Annotated in this window: 12 protein-coding genes; 6 read left to right on the top strand and 6 right to left on the bottom strand. The window is 53.1% G+C overall.

Translation table 11 applies throughout. The features are described 5' to 3' along the window. Positions 1 to 30 precede the first annotated feature (30 nt). Complete coding sequence (locus tag OKC27_RS09915) at positions 31 to 933, bottom strand: TraB/GumN family protein (protein ID WP_182939001.1); 903 nt, start codon at positions 931 to 933, stop codon at positions 31 to 33. Between the two features lie 88 nt (positions 934 to 1,021). On the opposite strand from OKC27_RS09915, the gene OKC27_RS09910 reads away from it, so the two are divergent. Then, the gene (locus tag OKC27_RS09910; protein WP_139407990.1) at positions 1,022 to 1,354 is read left to right on the top strand and encodes a DUF1904 family protein; all 333 of its coding nucleotides are present in this window, start codon (positions 1,022 to 1,024) and stop codon (positions 1,352 to 1,354) included. A 91-nt stretch (positions 1,355 to 1,445) separates the two neighbouring features. Here OKC27_RS09910 and OKC27_RS09905 read toward each other — a convergent pair whose 3' ends face one another. The 4 genes from OKC27_RS09905 to OKC27_RS09890 form a co-directional block, all read right to left on the bottom strand. Then, positions 1,446 to 2,273, bottom strand: coding sequence for an SDR family oxidoreductase (locus OKC27_RS09905; protein ID WP_182939002.1), 828 nt, complete (start codon positions 2,271 to 2,273; stop codon positions 1,446 to 1,448). A 141-nt stretch (positions 2,274 to 2,414) separates the two neighbouring features. Further along, complete coding sequence (locus tag OKC27_RS09900; protein WP_182939003.1) at positions 2,415 to 3,842, bottom strand: OprD family outer membrane porin; 1,428 nt, start codon at positions 3,840 to 3,842, stop codon at positions 2,415 to 2,417. A 505-nt stretch (positions 3,843 to 4,347) separates the two neighbouring features. Continuing rightward, a complete protein-coding gene (locus OKC27_RS09895; protein WP_182939004.1) occupies positions 4,348 to 6,285 on the bottom strand; it encodes a methyl-accepting chemotaxis protein in 1,938 nt (645 codons plus the stop codon). A 106-nt stretch (positions 6,286 to 6,391) separates the two neighbouring features. Next, positions 6,392 to 7,276, bottom strand: a complete 885-nt coding sequence (locus OKC27_RS09890; protein ID WP_182939005.1) for a DMT family transporter — start codon at positions 7,274 to 7,276, stop codon at positions 6,392 to 6,394. A 390-nt stretch (positions 7,277 to 7,666) separates the two neighbouring features. Here OKC27_RS09890 and OKC27_RS09885 point away from each other — a divergent pair, with 390 nt between their 5' ends. Beyond that, entirely contained in the window at positions 7,667 to 8,992 is a 1,326-nt protein-coding gene (locus OKC27_RS09885; RefSeq protein WP_182939006.1) for a tyrosine-type recombinase/integrase, read from the top strand. A gap of 9 nt (positions 8,993 to 9,001) precedes the next feature. Here OKC27_RS09885 and OKC27_RS09880 read toward each other — a convergent pair whose 3' ends face one another. Next, entirely contained in the window at positions 9,002 to 9,940 is a 939-nt protein-coding gene (locus tag OKC27_RS09880; protein WP_182939007.1) for a hypothetical protein, read from the bottom strand. Between the two features lie 446 nt (positions 9,941 to 10,386). On the opposite strand from OKC27_RS09880, the gene OKC27_RS09875 reads away from it, so the two are divergent. The 4 genes from OKC27_RS09875 to OKC27_RS09860 all read left to right on the top strand — a co-directional run bounded on the left by OKC27_RS09875 (position 10,387) and on the right by OKC27_RS09860 (position 14,374). After that, positions 10,387 to 10,563, top strand: a complete 177-nt coding sequence (locus OKC27_RS09875) for a helix-turn-helix transcriptional regulator (RefSeq protein ID WP_182939008.1) — start codon at positions 10,387 to 10,389, stop codon at positions 10,561 to 10,563. 402 nt (positions 10,564 to 10,965) lie between these two features. After that, positions 10,966 to 11,607 (top strand): YagK/YfjJ domain-containing protein, encoded by a 642-nt coding sequence (locus OKC27_RS09870; protein WP_182939009.1) that lies wholly within the window; start codon positions 10,966 to 10,968, stop codon positions 11,605 to 11,607. Positions 11,608 to 11,729: 122 nt separating this feature from the next. After that, the gene (locus OKC27_RS09865) at positions 11,730 to 12,773 is read left to right on the top strand and encodes a Fic family protein (RefSeq protein ID WP_182939010.1); all 1,044 of its coding nucleotides are present in this window, start codon (positions 11,730 to 11,732) and stop codon (positions 12,771 to 12,773) included. Positions 12,774 to 12,958: 185 nt separating this feature from the next. Beyond that, positions 12,959 to 14,374, top strand: coding sequence for a DUF6880 family protein (locus tag OKC27_RS09860; RefSeq protein WP_024945972.1), 1,416 nt, complete (start codon positions 12,959 to 12,961; stop codon positions 14,372 to 14,374). Positions 14,375 to 14,398 lie beyond the last annotated feature (24 nt).

The raw sequence follows: 14,398 nt of genomic DNA, 5'->3' as shown, positions 1-14,398 counted from the left end.
TTTAATAACCAGTGTGTTCTGTGATCGTTCTCACTGGACTCCTTGTTCCTGAGTCTGCACCGGGCCCGGGGTGGTGAGCGGGGTAATGTGCCACCCCTGCTGCTCAAGCAACGCCAGCAATCCCTGTTCGCCGTAAAGGTGCAGCGCGCCTACCACGATAAAGCTCTCGCTGGGCAGGGTGGACCATTTTTTCAGCCAGTTGTGGTTGCGCTCGGCCAGCAGGGTCTGCTCCATCCAGCTCTGTAGCGCGGGCGGGGCCATCTCCTCCTTGAGCAGATTGATCAGCGTCGCCTCATCCCCCTGCTGCCACGCCTTCATCACGGCGGCGAACCCGCTCTCCAGCATCGGCAGCTCATCCAGGGTGCTGGCGAGCATCAGGGTCTGGTTGTCACCCACGCTGGCCAGATAACCGAGCTGCTCCAGCAGGGTTTCAAAGCCCACTACCGGCTTGCCCTCTTTGTCGGCCCGGGTAGCAAAGTGCTGGTCTATCCCTAGTTCACTCTTGAAGTCGGAGCGGGCCATGGCGGCCTGGGTCAGGGTAATGGCGGCAAACCAGGGGCGCAGGGTGGCGAGGGTAGCCTCGTCGATGCCATAGCGGGCGCCCGCCATCAGGGTGCGTTGATAGAGCTCGGCAGGCAGATGATCCTTGAGCGGTTTGCCATCCACCAGTCGGGTAAGGGAGGCGGTCTGTTGCCACTGATCCGGCGTGATGCTGTTCATGTCCACCTCCATCACCAGTGCGCGACTCTGCAGCCAGGCGCGCTCGACCGGCTCGGGAAGAGGATAGAGGGAAGGCTTGCCCGCATGGATGGAGCCCAGCAGCCAGTGTTGCTGGTTGCCCTTGCTCACCCGATAGAAGGCGGGATCGGCAAAGGCGTGCAGCGGTAGCAGCAGGCAGAGCAGGAAGGCAAAGAGGGTGCGATGAAATCTCATGGGGATCCTTAATATGCGCCGGGTGACTTCTCTTGCTGACAATAACTCCTATGATAAGTCCTCATTTCAGATAACCAAGAGGTTTGCCATGCCCCATCTTCGTTTTCGCGCCGTGACGCTCGATACCCTGCAACAGCTGAGCGGCCCGCTGCTGGCCGAGCTTTGCGAGCTGACCGGCGGCAAGCCGGAGTTTGTCACCATGGAGCGGGTGGAGAGTTGCTGGATCCGTAACGGCGAGCCAGAGGCGGGATTTCCGTTTGTCGAGTTGCACTGGTTCGAACGGCCGCAGGAGATGCAGGATGCCGCCGCGCGCCTTATTACGCGCCATCTGAAGCAGGTACTGGGGGAGCAGACCTATGTGGTGGTGCAGGTGATCCCCCTGGTCAAGAGCGCCTACTACAGCAACGGTGAACACTATTGAAGAGAGGGATAAACAAGGTTGGCGGATTGGATTACGCCTCTATACAGCTAACCCAATCCGGGCGGCAGGATGCTTGTCGCCAATCACCGGATCAGGCCGATTTGGCCAGCAGTTTGTCGAGCCAGCGAGTGGGCAATACCCGTCGCAGGAAGGCAAACAGCCGGGTCGGAGTGGTCACCGGATAGCGCGCCTTGGGATGGGCGTGGGTCAGTGCATGGAGCAGTGGCGGGATGCAGGCTTCGCTGGAGAGGGTAAAGCCGCTGGTGGCCCCCTCTTTTTCCAGCCGCGTCAGGGTCTGGCGGTAGGCCGACTGATGGCGGCTCTGGGCCGGATCGATGTGACGCAAGAAGGCGCTGCGGGCATTGGCACGAAAACGGGTATCGATGGGGCCCGGTTCAATCAGGCTGATATGTACCCCGCTGCCCGCCAGTTCGAGGCGCAGGGTGTCGCTATAACCTTCCAGCGCAAATTTGCTGGCGTTGTAGGCGCCGCGATACTTCATGGCAACCAGCCCCAGTACCGAGCTGTTCTGCACTATCCGGCCCTCTTTGGCCTCCAGCATCGGCGGCAGCACCTGCCGGATCAGATGGTGCCAGCCAAACAGGTTGGTATTGAACTGCTCCCTGAGCGCCTCGGTGGGCAGATCTTCCAGCGCACCGGGTTGGCCATAAGCGCCGTTGTTGAACAGGCCATAGAGGCGCCCGCCCGCCAGATGGAGCGCCGCACTGGCACCCAGCTCGATGGAGGCGGGGTCTGCCAGATCCAGTTGTACTGCCAGCAATCCCTGTTGCTGCAAGCGGGCCACATCTTCCGCCTTGCGCGCCGAGGCGATCACGGTAAAACCGTGCTGCCCCAGCGCCTGTGCGGCGGTGAGGCCAATACCGCTGGAACAACCGGTGATCAGAACAAAACGGGGCATGATGGCGTCCTTGTGACTGCTGACAAAAGCGTGCGGGCTGGTGAGCGGATAAAACCCTTATCCGGCTCGCATGTTAGCCTGCCAACCGGAAAAAAGAAAACCGGGCCAAGTGGCCCGGTTTGCTGACATCGTATTGCCTGATTACATGATGGTAAACGGCATGATGATGTGGAACTTGACGTCCTGCTCGGAGGCGAACACGTTCGGATATGCCCAGCTGGTTGGCAGATCGTTGTTGTAGTCGGTGTAGTGCAGTTTGAACAGGGTGCCTTTCAGCTTGCCATCCTGCACGGTATAGCTGACATCAAAGTTGGCTGCCCATTCGGTATCTTCGCCGGAAGCATGCTTCTGGCCGTAACCGTCTTCAATATCCCAACCGTAGGCGCCGGAGACACCGACAGACCAGCCAGGTGCACCTACCAAATCATCCAGCGAGCGAGTCACGCCGAAGAACAGCGCTTTTTCGTTGTTGGCGTTCCAGTCGGAGCGGGAATCCCACCAAATTTCGTTGGCACCCTGTGAGTTGCCGTAGCCACGGGTCAGACGGGGCAGGTAGTTGCCTTCATCACCCTCAGCCTTGGTCCACAGACCTTCCAGGCGGAAACCGTACTGGGCGTAGTTCCATGCGGCGGTCAGCGCTTGCTGCCATGCCATACCATCGTAGGTTTTGCCTGCATCACCTGCGGTAGCGACAAAATCAGAGGTTTCAGAACCGTAGAACTGGTAGCTGGTGGAGAGGCCGCCAATTACGTCAAACTTGTGGGCCAGTTTGAAGTGATAGCTGTCCATGTAGTCTTTAGATTGACCAAATGAACCTGTCACAGCAGTGCCATTTTCGAAGGTGTAACGGGCTGCGATACCGTGGATGTAATCGATCTTGTATTGATCTTCCAATGGACTGTAACCAGACACCCAAGGCTTGGACTTGGAACGAGAGAACATCTGGGTTTCTTTGAACCAAGGGGCTTTGTATTCGTCAGCGATGGCGTAGGTCAGGTAGAGACCACCGAAGTTGCCTTCAATCTGGCCACCGCGATAGGTACCCGGCTGATAGGACCAGTTCACACCGATGATACCGGGAACATAGAGCTGGGTGTAACCGCCTTTGGCAGTCACGCTGTTGCCAAATTTGAACTTCAGAGCCGCATTGGTCAGGCTGGCACCGTTCTCGGACAAGCCATCGCTAGTGCCCCAAGAACTGCCCCAGAAGGAGAATTCATTTTCTTCGTTGGCACCGTTAGTCTGGTCAACGGCGAGGTCGTAGGCACCATAGCCACCGAGATCCAGGCCTACAACATCCCACGCGTAGCCAGAGTTGAAGTTAAGGGCTGCTTGAGCGGTAGAGTGGCTCAGGTTGCTTTGGTACTTACCCTCATCATTCTTACGATCACGCTCACGCTGGAAGTAGAACAGGCCACCGCTCAGCTTGGCATCATCGGCAAAGGCCTCATAGGATTTGCCGTAGTTTGGGCTCATCATGTCCTGAGCAGCCAATGCCATGCCGGGGGCGACCAGCGCGGCTACCACAGCGGCACTCAAAGCGGCGCGCTTGAAGATCACTTTTTCCATTTTTATTGCTCCTGATTTTATGGACTTAGCTTTTTTTTTCCGGCAGTTGGCATCAGGCCTACCGCTCGGTATTGGCATTGCAATCAAAACCCCGAAGGGCAAAAAATCTTGTCTTGGTTACCTGCAAATCCGGATGTCTTGGCACATCTGTAGTTCGCAGTCCTGATCATCACATGTTGTTTTTTTATGTTCCGATTCTTGGCTATCGGACAACTCCAAGAGTACGTTCGCGGTGCGAAATATCAATGAAAAGTTCCCTCAACGTTTCAAAAGTATGACCGAGTGCAAATAATCATGGGCAAGGTCGTAAACAGCCTAGCGGCAGGTATTACGGTAATGAAAGCGTTTTCTTGTGGCTGCGACCAGCGCCAGTGCGGGTTTTCATACTGCAGCGGGGAAGGGCGTAGTTAACCGGCAGGTAACAGATAATTTTGTGGCGCAAAAAAACTTTCCCGCCAAGGGAGGGAAAGTCGCTTGGCAGGGAAGTGGGCGATAAGAAGCAAGGTCAGCCTTGCTGGCCGAGGATGCGTGGGATCTGCTGCGCCTGATGATGGATATGGGACGAAACCTGCACCGAGAGCTGACTCACCTGCCGGGCATGCTGATGGATACGGGCGATCAGATCAGCAAAACTGGCCAGCTTGTGCTCCTGACTTTTGGCGTTGTCGGCCCCCTGCAGGGCGATGACTGCGGTGTTGCGGGCGATCTCCCGTACCGCCCGGGTGGTCTGGCGCAGTTGCTCCGCCTGTGCCCGCTGGCGGCTTGACTCGCTGGTGATCCGGTTCAGCACGGTGCCAAGCTGTTCACCGGATTGGGTCAGACGCCCCAGAATATCGGTGATCTGGTTGAGGGATTGCTGGGTATTGGCCGAGAGGTGGCGCACTTCATCCGCGACCACGGCAAAGCCGCGCCCCTGCTCCCCCGCGCGGGCCGCTTCAATGGCGGCGTTGAGGGCCAGCAGGTTGGTCTGCTGAGCGATATGACCGATCACATCGACAATGGCCGTCACATCGGCAACCGAGCGGGTGAGGGCTTGCAGCGCCTCATCGCTCTCATCAATTGCCAGTCCGGTCTGATGAGTGGCGTGCAGCATACTACCCACCAGATCTTCGCTCTGGCTCATCGCTTGTTCGTTATGGTGGGCATGCCGGGCGATGTCGGCGGCGACCTGATGGACCTCTCCGGCCAGCTGGTTCAGCTCATCCATCATCTGACCGCTCTCGTCGACCACCTGTTCGGTGGTGCGGGTGCTGTGGTGGATCTCGTCAACCTGGCTGACCATTCCTTGCAGGCTGAGGGATACCGCTGACAGCTGCCCCTCTTTCTGTTGCTGATCCAGTTGCAGGCGGCCGATCAGCCGGTTGTAGCTGGCAACGATATCGGCCAGCTCGTTGCGATCGTGCCCGGCAGGCAACGGCTCGGCCTGCCCTGTCTGATCGAGCTGCATAAAGGCACGGCGCAGTCGCAACAAGGGGGTGAGCAGCCAGCGTCGTTGCACCAGCGCAAACAGCAGGGCGACCACCACCAGACAGAGCGCCAGCGTGCCGAGGATGGTGGCCAACTCCTGATTGACAGCTTGCCGCTCGCGGGCAAGTTGCTCCCCCATCTGCCTGGTCGCTTGCAACATCGCCATGATGTCTTGCTGCACGGCCTGGCGGCCAGCCTGTTGCTGTTGCAGCGCCGTGCGGCTGTTGACCAGCTCCTGCGGATAGCGGCCCAGCAGCGAGCGTAATTCACTGCGCGGTTGATCCCCCAGCTCCTTGCGCACCGGCTCCCCCAGCGTGAACTCATCGGTGGGCGCCTCTTCATAAAGGCCGAGCAGCGGCAAGGCTTGCAGCGCTTGCGTCTGTTTTTGTAGTGCCTCCAGTTCGAAACGGATCCCCTCGAGCAGCTTCTCGTTGCCCTGCTCCATATAGCTTTGCCGCAAATGGGCGAGGCGCGGCAGGCTGGCCAGGATCTCGGCCGCACCGCTGCGATATTGCTGCGCTACGGCAGCTTGTTCGCTGCTGGCGCCTTGCTCCCCATAGCGGATCAGCGCCATAACCTGGCTGCCCAGCTCACTCTCCGCATTTTGCAGCAGCAGCTGGCTGTTGCCCGAGAGCTTGCCTGCGGCCTGATAGTCGTGCGCGATACGCTGCGCCATCTGTTCGAGTTGCTGCCTGAGCGGGGCCGCCACGGCATCATCCTGAGCGGCCATCGAGGAGAGCGCTTGCTGGCGGATCTTCTCTGCCGCGGTCAGTTGCTGCGGATCGCCGCTGTTGAGGTAGTCCCGCAGACTGTTTTGCAGCGTCACGGTCACCAGTTGTTGCAGCGTTTCGTGCTGATGCTGGGCCTGACTGGTTCGGGCAAGTTGTTGCCAGCCGTGGTAGAGGGACAGCGCCTGCCCTCCCGCGACAAGTAACAGAACCAGAGAGGAGAGGGTGGCGTAATGGGCGATTTTCACGGGGTGATTCCTGTCAGCACAGACCATGGGGGAGCATGGCCCGAGCCTAAACAGGGATGGTGGCGTTTTTATGACAGCGTGGGTCAGGTGGCCCCATGTTGCCGAGTTAACTGGCTGGGGATGCTTGCGCGTTGTTGCGTGGGCCCAGCATACCGAGCAGGGCGCCTCCCATGATCAGGGCGCCGGCCAGCAGATGGCGCGAGGTCAGCGTTTCTCCATTGAGCAACACCAGCAGCAAGGTACTCAGCAGCGGTGTCAGGTAGGCCAGCGCCCCAATCCGCCGTGGATCCCCATCCCGTAGCGCCAGATACCAGGTGACAAAGGCGGCCCCCATCGGGCCCAGCGCCAGCCCGATGATCAGCCACCAGTCACTGGTGGGGATCTGCGCGAGCGGCAGAGGCCCTTCGAGCAGACGAGCGAGCAGCAGCGCCAACAAACCTGCGGGCAGGCAGGCTGCTGCAGTGACCACGGCGGGTGCTGGTGGCAGACGGCGTGACAGCACCGAGTAGGCGCTCCAGACGACAGCCGCGCCCAGCGCCAGCAGGTATCCCGGCAGATAGGCCTGCTGCAGTTGCAGCTCGCCGTTGACCATCACCAGCATGGAGCCCGCCAGACCAAAGGCGCCAGCCAGCAGGTGACGGGCATGGAGTGGGTGGCCGGGCAGCAACAGCGGGGTGAACAGAATGATGCAGAGCGGCCAGAGGTAGTTGATGAGGTTTGCCTCCAGCACAGGGGCATGGCGAAAGCTCATAAAGAGCAGCAGATGGTAGAGTAGCAAGGCCGCAATCGTCACCAGCCAGGTAGTTGGGCGAGCACGCCACTGGCGCCAGAACGGCAAGGTCCCGGCCCCGCAGAAAAACAGCACCAGCCCGACCAGCACCAGTGGTGACACGCTGGTGACCCGTGACGTCAGCGCCGCCAGCGAGGCCCACAGCACAATGGTCAGCAGTGCAAAACCGGTGGATCTATCCCACCAGGAACATCCGGACATCCAACACTCCTTTGCAAGATGAAACAGGGCTTGGCCTCACAGACAAGCCGAAGAGAAGCAGTCTATCAGAGAGCGCATGCTCTGAACGCAGAAAGGAGAGGGTCATCACCGCAGGTTGGCAGGCCAGATTCATTGTCGCCAAAAACGACCAAGGGGTTGGCGTCGTGATGATGCCAACCCCTTGTTTTATATGGCGCTCCCGACTGGAGTCGAACCAGTGGCCTGTCCCTTAGGAGTCCAGAAATTATTAGTTTCATATAGAATCAGTTGGTTTTATATTAAATGTTTTTTTGATTAAAAACAGTTGTTTACATAATATGTCTGTATCAAGTTGTTTCATAAAGTCTCACTCCAATGCACTGCACTGGAGGGGTACAGAGAGGGGTACCGATGGCGATAAGTAAAGACTTGGAGATCTCGTCACTCAAGCCAGTCGAAGGGGTTAAAGTGAAACGCTATGCGATTCAATCGAAGCATGGTGGCGGACTCAAAATAGAAATCCGTGAAAGTGGCCTCAAGCGTTTTGTATATCGCTTCAAGATTGGTGGTAGTGAAGGCGAATTGTTGCTGGGGAGTTATCCTGCTCTGACTCTGGCTAAAGCCAGAGAGGAGCATGGGAAAGCGGTGCTGCTTGTGAAGCGGGGCATTGATCCTACCAAGTTTGCGGCACAAGAAAAGGCTAAAAATGAAACAGCCCTGACGATGGATGAGTTGCTTGGACGATGGCTCGAAGCACAGCATGTTGCTCAGGCCGTCAAACCCAAAACCCTCCAATGCCATCAGGAGCGTTGGAATCGTCATCTCAAGAAGACTCTGGGCAATATTCGCTTAATCGATCTGACTCGTGCCCACTTGGCACAAGCGTTAGAGATAACCAGGCGCGCAACAAAAGACGAAACCCGTAAAGGGTTGGGAACGCTGAACCAGATGTTGGATTATGCAGTGGTTCACTGTTTGATCGAGGCCAACCCTGCGAGACTGTTGCGACCAAAGGACTTTGGTGCCAGTGCCGGTTCGCCAAGAGAGCGATGGCTGACAGTTCCCGAATTGCGCAGGCTGTGGAAGGCGATAGATGAGGATCTTGGGAGTGGTGGTAGCTTGGCGGCCGGAGGGCGTGGCGTTTCTCGCCATGCCACTATTTCTCTGCCAGCGGCGAATGCGATCAAGCTATTGATACTGACCGGATGTCGTAGAGGCGAAGTCGCTAATATGCGTTTTTCACAGATAAAAGATGATATATGGACTATACCTGAAACAAAAAATGGTAGAGCTCATACTGTTTTTATTTCCCCTCAGGCGAAATCAGTCATTGAAGAGCAGGCGCAGTATGCCAATGGTGATTTCGTATTCGAATCTGATCGCCCCAAAACAGATGAAATAGAGCCAATTTTAGTTGACTCGATAACCAGAGCTTTAAGGCGATTCATTTCTCGTTCGCTATCTGATATGGAACCATTTACCGTACATGATTTACGACGTAGTGCTGCAACTAATTGGGCTGAGAGATTAGACGCAGAAGAGAGAGTAATCGAATTGTGTTTGAATCACCTTCCACTCAATAAATTGGTTAGAACCTATCATCGTTCACAACATGACGATAAGAAAAAAATGCTATGGCAACGTTGGGGCGAGTTGGTCGAACTAGAGGTGGCAAATGATCCGCAAAAAACTAATATTCATAGCAATGTTATTGAATTCGTAAGAAAATTAAAATAAAAAGGCGGACTAGTGTCCGCCTTTTTTTATTTGTTCATATTCTTCTCTAATCAATCTTGTGACGACCTCATTTTTTCTTCTATCAGTGTTTTCACAAATAAAATCTAGCTTTTTTATAATGTCCTCAGATAGAACAATACTGACAGCCTTCTTGCCATTGTTTTTATCCCGATATGCCTTTTGCGACCAAGCAGACTTCATTTTTGATATTAGGAGCTCTCTTTTGTCTGGATCGTCGTTCAGCAGATCGAACGTCGCAACAACTCCATTTAAGTAGTTATCGGGTTGGTTGTTATTGATAAACCATATAGGAGGATTGTCTTTAAATAGATAATGCCATGCCCATTGTTGATTATTTTTATTTGTCCAATTTAAAACCTCGTTTTTTTCTGTGCAACGCATCCATTTTAATTTAAGCTGCTCCAATAGTTCTTTTTTTTGTAAGGTTTTACAATCAATTAAATCAAAGAACTCAATGATATTTTCTTTTCTTGTTTTATTATCTTTCGGTAGTGATTCTATGTTAGCTATTTCGTAAAAATATTGCCCGCCTAAAGAAGATGCTTGTGTTTTAAATATGTCACTTCTACTTGGCGATGGAGTGTGATTGGCTAGTATTTGTTTTAATGATGATTCTTTTAATAACCGAATATAAGACCAAGCATAGATACACAGCCTGCTATTTTTGGTGTCAATCCAATCAAATAGAGGAAGATCTATACACTCATTCCCAACCCAAGAAATAATTTGTTCCTCGTTAATATCATTGTTGCTATAAAAACCAAATCTATTGAATGCTAGTCTATTTTCAATATGTAGCTTCTTTTCATTAATCATTCCCAAGACAATAGATTTCGTGCTTGTTGGACTAATAGATAAGCTAAGCAACTTGGATATAAATCTCATCCCTCTCTGATCTAAATTAATTAACTCTATGATCTCTGGCATATAAAACCTCTTTGGTTTTAGGTGTATGACTTAGTCATTTGGTGAGTATTTTTTGATGCACAAATGTCATTTTATGAGTGATTTGCGAGTGTTTTTCAACATCTTATTGTCAATAATTTGCTTTGTCTCACGTAATTGAGAGTAAGCGGATGCTTGGTACATGAGGCCTCCCCCATCTAAGCTGTGATAGAGGTAGTTGTGAGAAATTTTCCGGCATTTAGTGAGGATACCATTTTAAATACTATGATCTCTAGCTGGGTCAATTTAACGTAGAAGTTGGATAGAGGTGATTCTCCAGTCTTACAACTTGCTAGCTGTGGTGCAGAACGTAAGAGGAGCGCTTGTTATTTCTCTCGTGACATGCCTCAGTTTCTACGACGTTCTGAAGAGCATTACTTACTTTTTTACACGAGCGCCACGTCCTATGGACGACAAAGGAGCTCATCATGAAACTACTTAAATTGAAAGTTGTCATCGCAATGACATCACTATCTAAGGCATCAGTTTATCGTCAGATGAATGACGGGACATTTCCAGCATCAGTTAAGATCGGCCCAAGATCTGTTGCTTGGGTTAGCTCTGAAATAGAGTCGTGGATTGAAGAGAAAAGAAATCTTCGCTAAGGCTAATTTCTGACGAGCAATTGAAATAAATTGGCTCGTTGTACAGGCTACAAGTCTTGTCCTATCTGGGATTAGAGTCATTCGGTTGGTTTTATATTCAACACTTTGGTGTCGGCAATAGTAATATATAAATAAGGAGTGCAAGTAAACATCGAATAACACTGCATACGCAGTATGCAGCTCGACAGTACAAACATGTAGATTTCATAACCATCAGCATGCCGGAATTCATAACCTATTATATCGTTATGTTGATATCTCTGTTTCAAATCTTCAATGAAAGTGTGCTAGTGCACACTCGAAAACTGCTACCTAAATTCTAACACAGGCATACATTCGCAGAGTGTGGTCCTTCTTCTACCAATGGGGTTTAATATGTTTGGCACTCTTAATGAGTATCGAATGGCGGCTGAACGCCACTACCAGAAAAATGGGTGTACTTTTGATAAGGATAACCTCAGTAAAATTGTTACTGTGATGAATGATGCTTTTGCTCAATACTCTAGAGTCTTTGCTTTTAGAGTTGACCTTCGCTTCCCTGATAATATTTTTACTATGATCTTATCAGAATGCAGTTCACGTTATCATGGCGCTGTGCTGAAAGCATTCTTTGCGGAACTTGAAAAACTGTTTGTTCTGGATCAGATACGCCAAGCTACAAATGGGAAAAGAGTTCGCAAAACAGCAATCAGATATGTTTGGGCGAGGGAGCAAACAGCAGAGGCTGTCGTTCCTCACTATCACTTGATGTTTTTCTTAAATGGGGATGCCTATTGCTCTCTGGGAAGATTTAAGTCTGAGAATATGAATCTGGCAAACAAGCTTAGAGTGGCTTGGCATCGAGCCGTCTTTGAAGCGGATTTATCAATTGATTTTTGCAGGAGGCGAGGGTTGGTTCAACTGTCAGAGGAGGGACAGCACGAAGTTTTCTCAGATGATCCTGTGGCTATAAAAAAAGTGCTGCTCCATGCGGCATACCTTGCCAAAAAGGAATCCAAGCGCCGTGGGCAGGGATATCAGTGTTTTGGGGGGAGTAACCTTTGAAGGCTTATTAGTGTTGATAAAAGACTTTTACTGCAGCTTTAGATGGCATCTGATCCGGGAGTTTCTGCACCCGGATCTGTTAAGCTAACCCTCATTTGTTATCGCATCAGTTGGAGTAACCCATGGCAGCCTATTCCCCTCCCTTCACCCTGACCCACGCCATGTTGAGCCGGGTGGCGGACATCGCCGAGTTGGTGGGGCAGTGGCGGTTTGCTCAGAGCTCCCAGGTGCCGATGCTGCGTCGAGAGAACCGGATCCGCACCATCCAAGCCTCGCTAGCTATTGAGCACAATACTCTGAGTGTTGAGCAGGTGACGGCAGTGATTGAGGGGAAGACGGTACTTGGGCTTCCACGGGAAATCCAAGAGGTCCGTAATGCGTTTGCTGCCTATGAGGTAATGCCTGATTGGGATCCTGCGTCTGCGGAAGATTTGCTCAGTGCCCACGGGCGACTGATGCTCGGACTCTGTGATGATGCCGGGGCATGGCGCAGTGGTGGAGTCGGTATTTATCGTGGTGAGCAATTGGTACATATGGCACCGCCAGCCAATCAAGTGCCACGTCTGATAGGACAACTGTTGCAATGGTTGGCAGATACTGAAGCCCATCCCTTGATCGCTTCTTGTGCGTTCCACTACGAATTGGAGTTCATACATCCCTTCTCTGATGGGAACGGGCGTATGGGACGCTTATGGCAGACGGTGATCCTGAGTCGCTGGCAGCCTGTTCTGGCCTTCTTGCCGGTCGAAACAGTCATCAAGGAGCGACAGGAACACTATTACCAACAGCTAAGCCAAGCCGACAGACTGAGTGACTGCACCGACTTCATCCTGTTTCTGCTTGAGGCATTAAGGGATGCTTTAGCTCAAGCGATTGCTGTTCAACCTGCATCGCAAGCCACTCAGTTGGAAAAAACGCGGGTAGAAAATCAGGCAAAAACGAAGGTAGAAATGCGGGTAAAAACGCCGGACTTGATCTTGGGTGTTTTAGCTGTTGAGCCAACCTTGACCCTCAAACAAGTGGCTGAGCGGATAGGCAAATCAACCAGCACCGTTGAGCGGGCAACTTCTGCCTTGGTCAAGGAAGGGCGGTTGCGTTTTGTCGGGCCGCGTAAGGGGGGACATTGGGAAGTGCTGCCAGTGGGAGGAGAAACAGTTACGCAATGATGGTTCTACGAAAGGTGAGCTACACAGCCATGTAAGCCCCTGGAGGGGTGAGAAGGGGATAATGGATAACTCAATTGCGATTATTGCAGTGTGGTCGGGATGCTGAAGCAGCCGTGGATAGCCATCCGTGCTGGGCTTCGGCACAATGCCCACATCCATGGATCTGATGACAGACAACACTACTGATGGCTCGCATATTCACAAAGGCCCAATTGAGTAAACTCGAGAGCAAGAGCCAAGCCGAACTGTTGGCTATCGTGCTTGAGCTGGCACAGCACGTCCCCCTCGCCAAGAAACACCTGATTAACCAGTACCTCACCGCTGAAGAGGCGTTGCTGGAGCTGGCCAAAAAAGAGTACAAAAAACTCACCCGTCGTCTTCCTTCCTGGGATTACCAAGAAGTCGATGCCTTCTTCGCTACCTTGTGCACGGAGTTTATTCCGCTGCTGGGCAAGGGGATTACAGCGTCACCCAGGGAAGGAGAAACCTTTGCACTCGCGTTGTTGGGGCAAGCCAGTGAGCTGTATGAAAAGATGGATACCTCCAGCGGGAGCTGGGAGGATTACCATCTAGCGCTGGTCGAGCAGTGGCTAATGGCTATCGGTGCTCAACGTGAGTCCGTATCGTCTGAAATGCTGGCGCATCGGTTGCGTGAGGGATGGACCAGTATCGACCCCGCCATCAGCATCACCTACCTGCTTGATTACCGCGAGGTGCTGGGCACCCCGCTGGTGCGGGCCTTGCGGGATGACTATGCAGCTGCAGGCCAGTTGCCTGAAGCGCTGGGCTTGAGTCTTAGCTTGAGCGATATCGCGTTTTTTGATCAGGTACAGCAACAAGGGGGATTTACCCATCCCCGTCAGCAGATCGACTATGCACGTTTGTTGATTGATGAGTTGCGGGCCGAGCAGGCCATTACCGTGTTGCAGGCAATGGACCCGGAACAGCTGCAGCGCCATCGTCAATTGACGGGCTGGCATCAGGTGCTGATCCAGGCCTATCAGGAAGAGGGACGTCGTAACGATGCCCACGCCTTGGCATTGAGTGCCTTTGCCGCGACTCGGAGTAGCGAATTTTTTACAAGCTATTGTCAAAGTGGGGATGAGCCGAGAGAGGTGGCATTGGCCCGCTTTGTAGCAATTGCTGAACAGTGGGATCTCTACGGGGTCTTGCTGTTGTTGGACGAGATAGAAGCTTGGCCGCAACTGGTACAGCGGCTCGCAAATACCCCAGATACAGCCTTGTTGGAAGTGCTCGCCATCCTGACCTGCTCCACGGTGCGCACCTGGTCGAGCCGCCTCTATCAACAGGGGTTTACGGCGGTGGCTGTGCGTCTGCGTCGCCTATTGGTGACCTATGTCGTGAATCAGGGCAAGAGCACCTACTATACGGGGGCTGTGTCGGATCTGAAAAAGAGCCTGGATTATCAAGCGACCCTGATGGAGGGGGATGGGCTGAGTGCACTCTCTTCGCCACAGGATTACTTAAATCAGCTGTATCAGCAGCATAAGCGTAAAAGCAGCCTCTGGGAGTTGGTTCGCCAAAAGCTACCGGCCGTCACCATCACGGCGAGCGGTGTGCTGTATCAGGCGGGGAAATAAGTGGAGGGGCATCGGCCCCTTCAT

It is taken from the genome of Aeromonas sp. QDB62 (genome assembly GCF_027705695.1).
GTDB classification, from domain to species: domain Bacteria; phylum Pseudomonadota; class Gammaproteobacteria; order Enterobacterales; family Aeromonadaceae; genus Aeromonas; species Aeromonas allosaccharophila.
Note: the sequence above shows the minus strand (reverse complement) of the source record. Positions and strands in the feature narration are given on the sequence as shown.

Coding starts and splice junctions, on each gene's coding strand:
- OKC27_RS09915 (WP_182939001.1), bottom strand. CDS start 933: ATGAGATTTCATCGCACCCTCTTTGCCTTCCTGCTCTGCCTGCTGCTA.
- OKC27_RS09910 (WP_139407990.1), top strand. CDS start 1,022: ATGCCCCATCTTCGTTTTCGCGCCGTGACGCTCGATACCCTGCAACAG.
- OKC27_RS09905 (WP_182939002.1), bottom strand. CDS start 2,273: ATGCCCCGTTTTGTTCTGATCACCGGTTGTTCCAGCGGTATTGGCCTC.
- OKC27_RS09900 (WP_182939003.1), bottom strand. CDS start 3,842: ATGGAAAAAGTGATCTTCAAGCGCGCCGCTTTGAGTGCCGCTGTGGTA.
- OKC27_RS09890 (WP_182939005.1), bottom strand. CDS start 7,276: ATGTCCGGATGTTCCTGGTGGGATAGATCCACCGGTTTTGCACTGCTG.
- OKC27_RS09885 (WP_182939006.1), top strand. CDS start 7,667: ATGGCGATAAGTAAAGACTTGGAGATCTCGTCACTCAAGCCAGTCGAA.
- OKC27_RS09880 (WP_182939007.1), bottom strand. CDS start 9,940: ATGCCAGAGATCATAGAGTTAATTAATTTAGATCAGAGAGGGATGAGA.
- OKC27_RS09875 (WP_182939008.1), top strand. CDS start 10,387: ATGAAACTACTTAAATTGAAAGTTGTCATCGCAATGACATCACTATCT.
- OKC27_RS09870 (WP_182939009.1), top strand. CDS start 10,966: ATGGCGGCTGAACGCCACTACCAGAAAAATGGGTGTACTTTTGATAAG.
- OKC27_RS09865 (WP_182939010.1), top strand. CDS start 11,730: ATGGCAGCCTATTCCCCTCCCTTCACCCTGACCCACGCCATGTTGAGC.
- OKC27_RS09860 (WP_024945972.1), top strand. CDS start 12,959: ATGGCTCGCATATTCACAAAGGCCCAATTGAGTAAACTCGAGAGCAAG.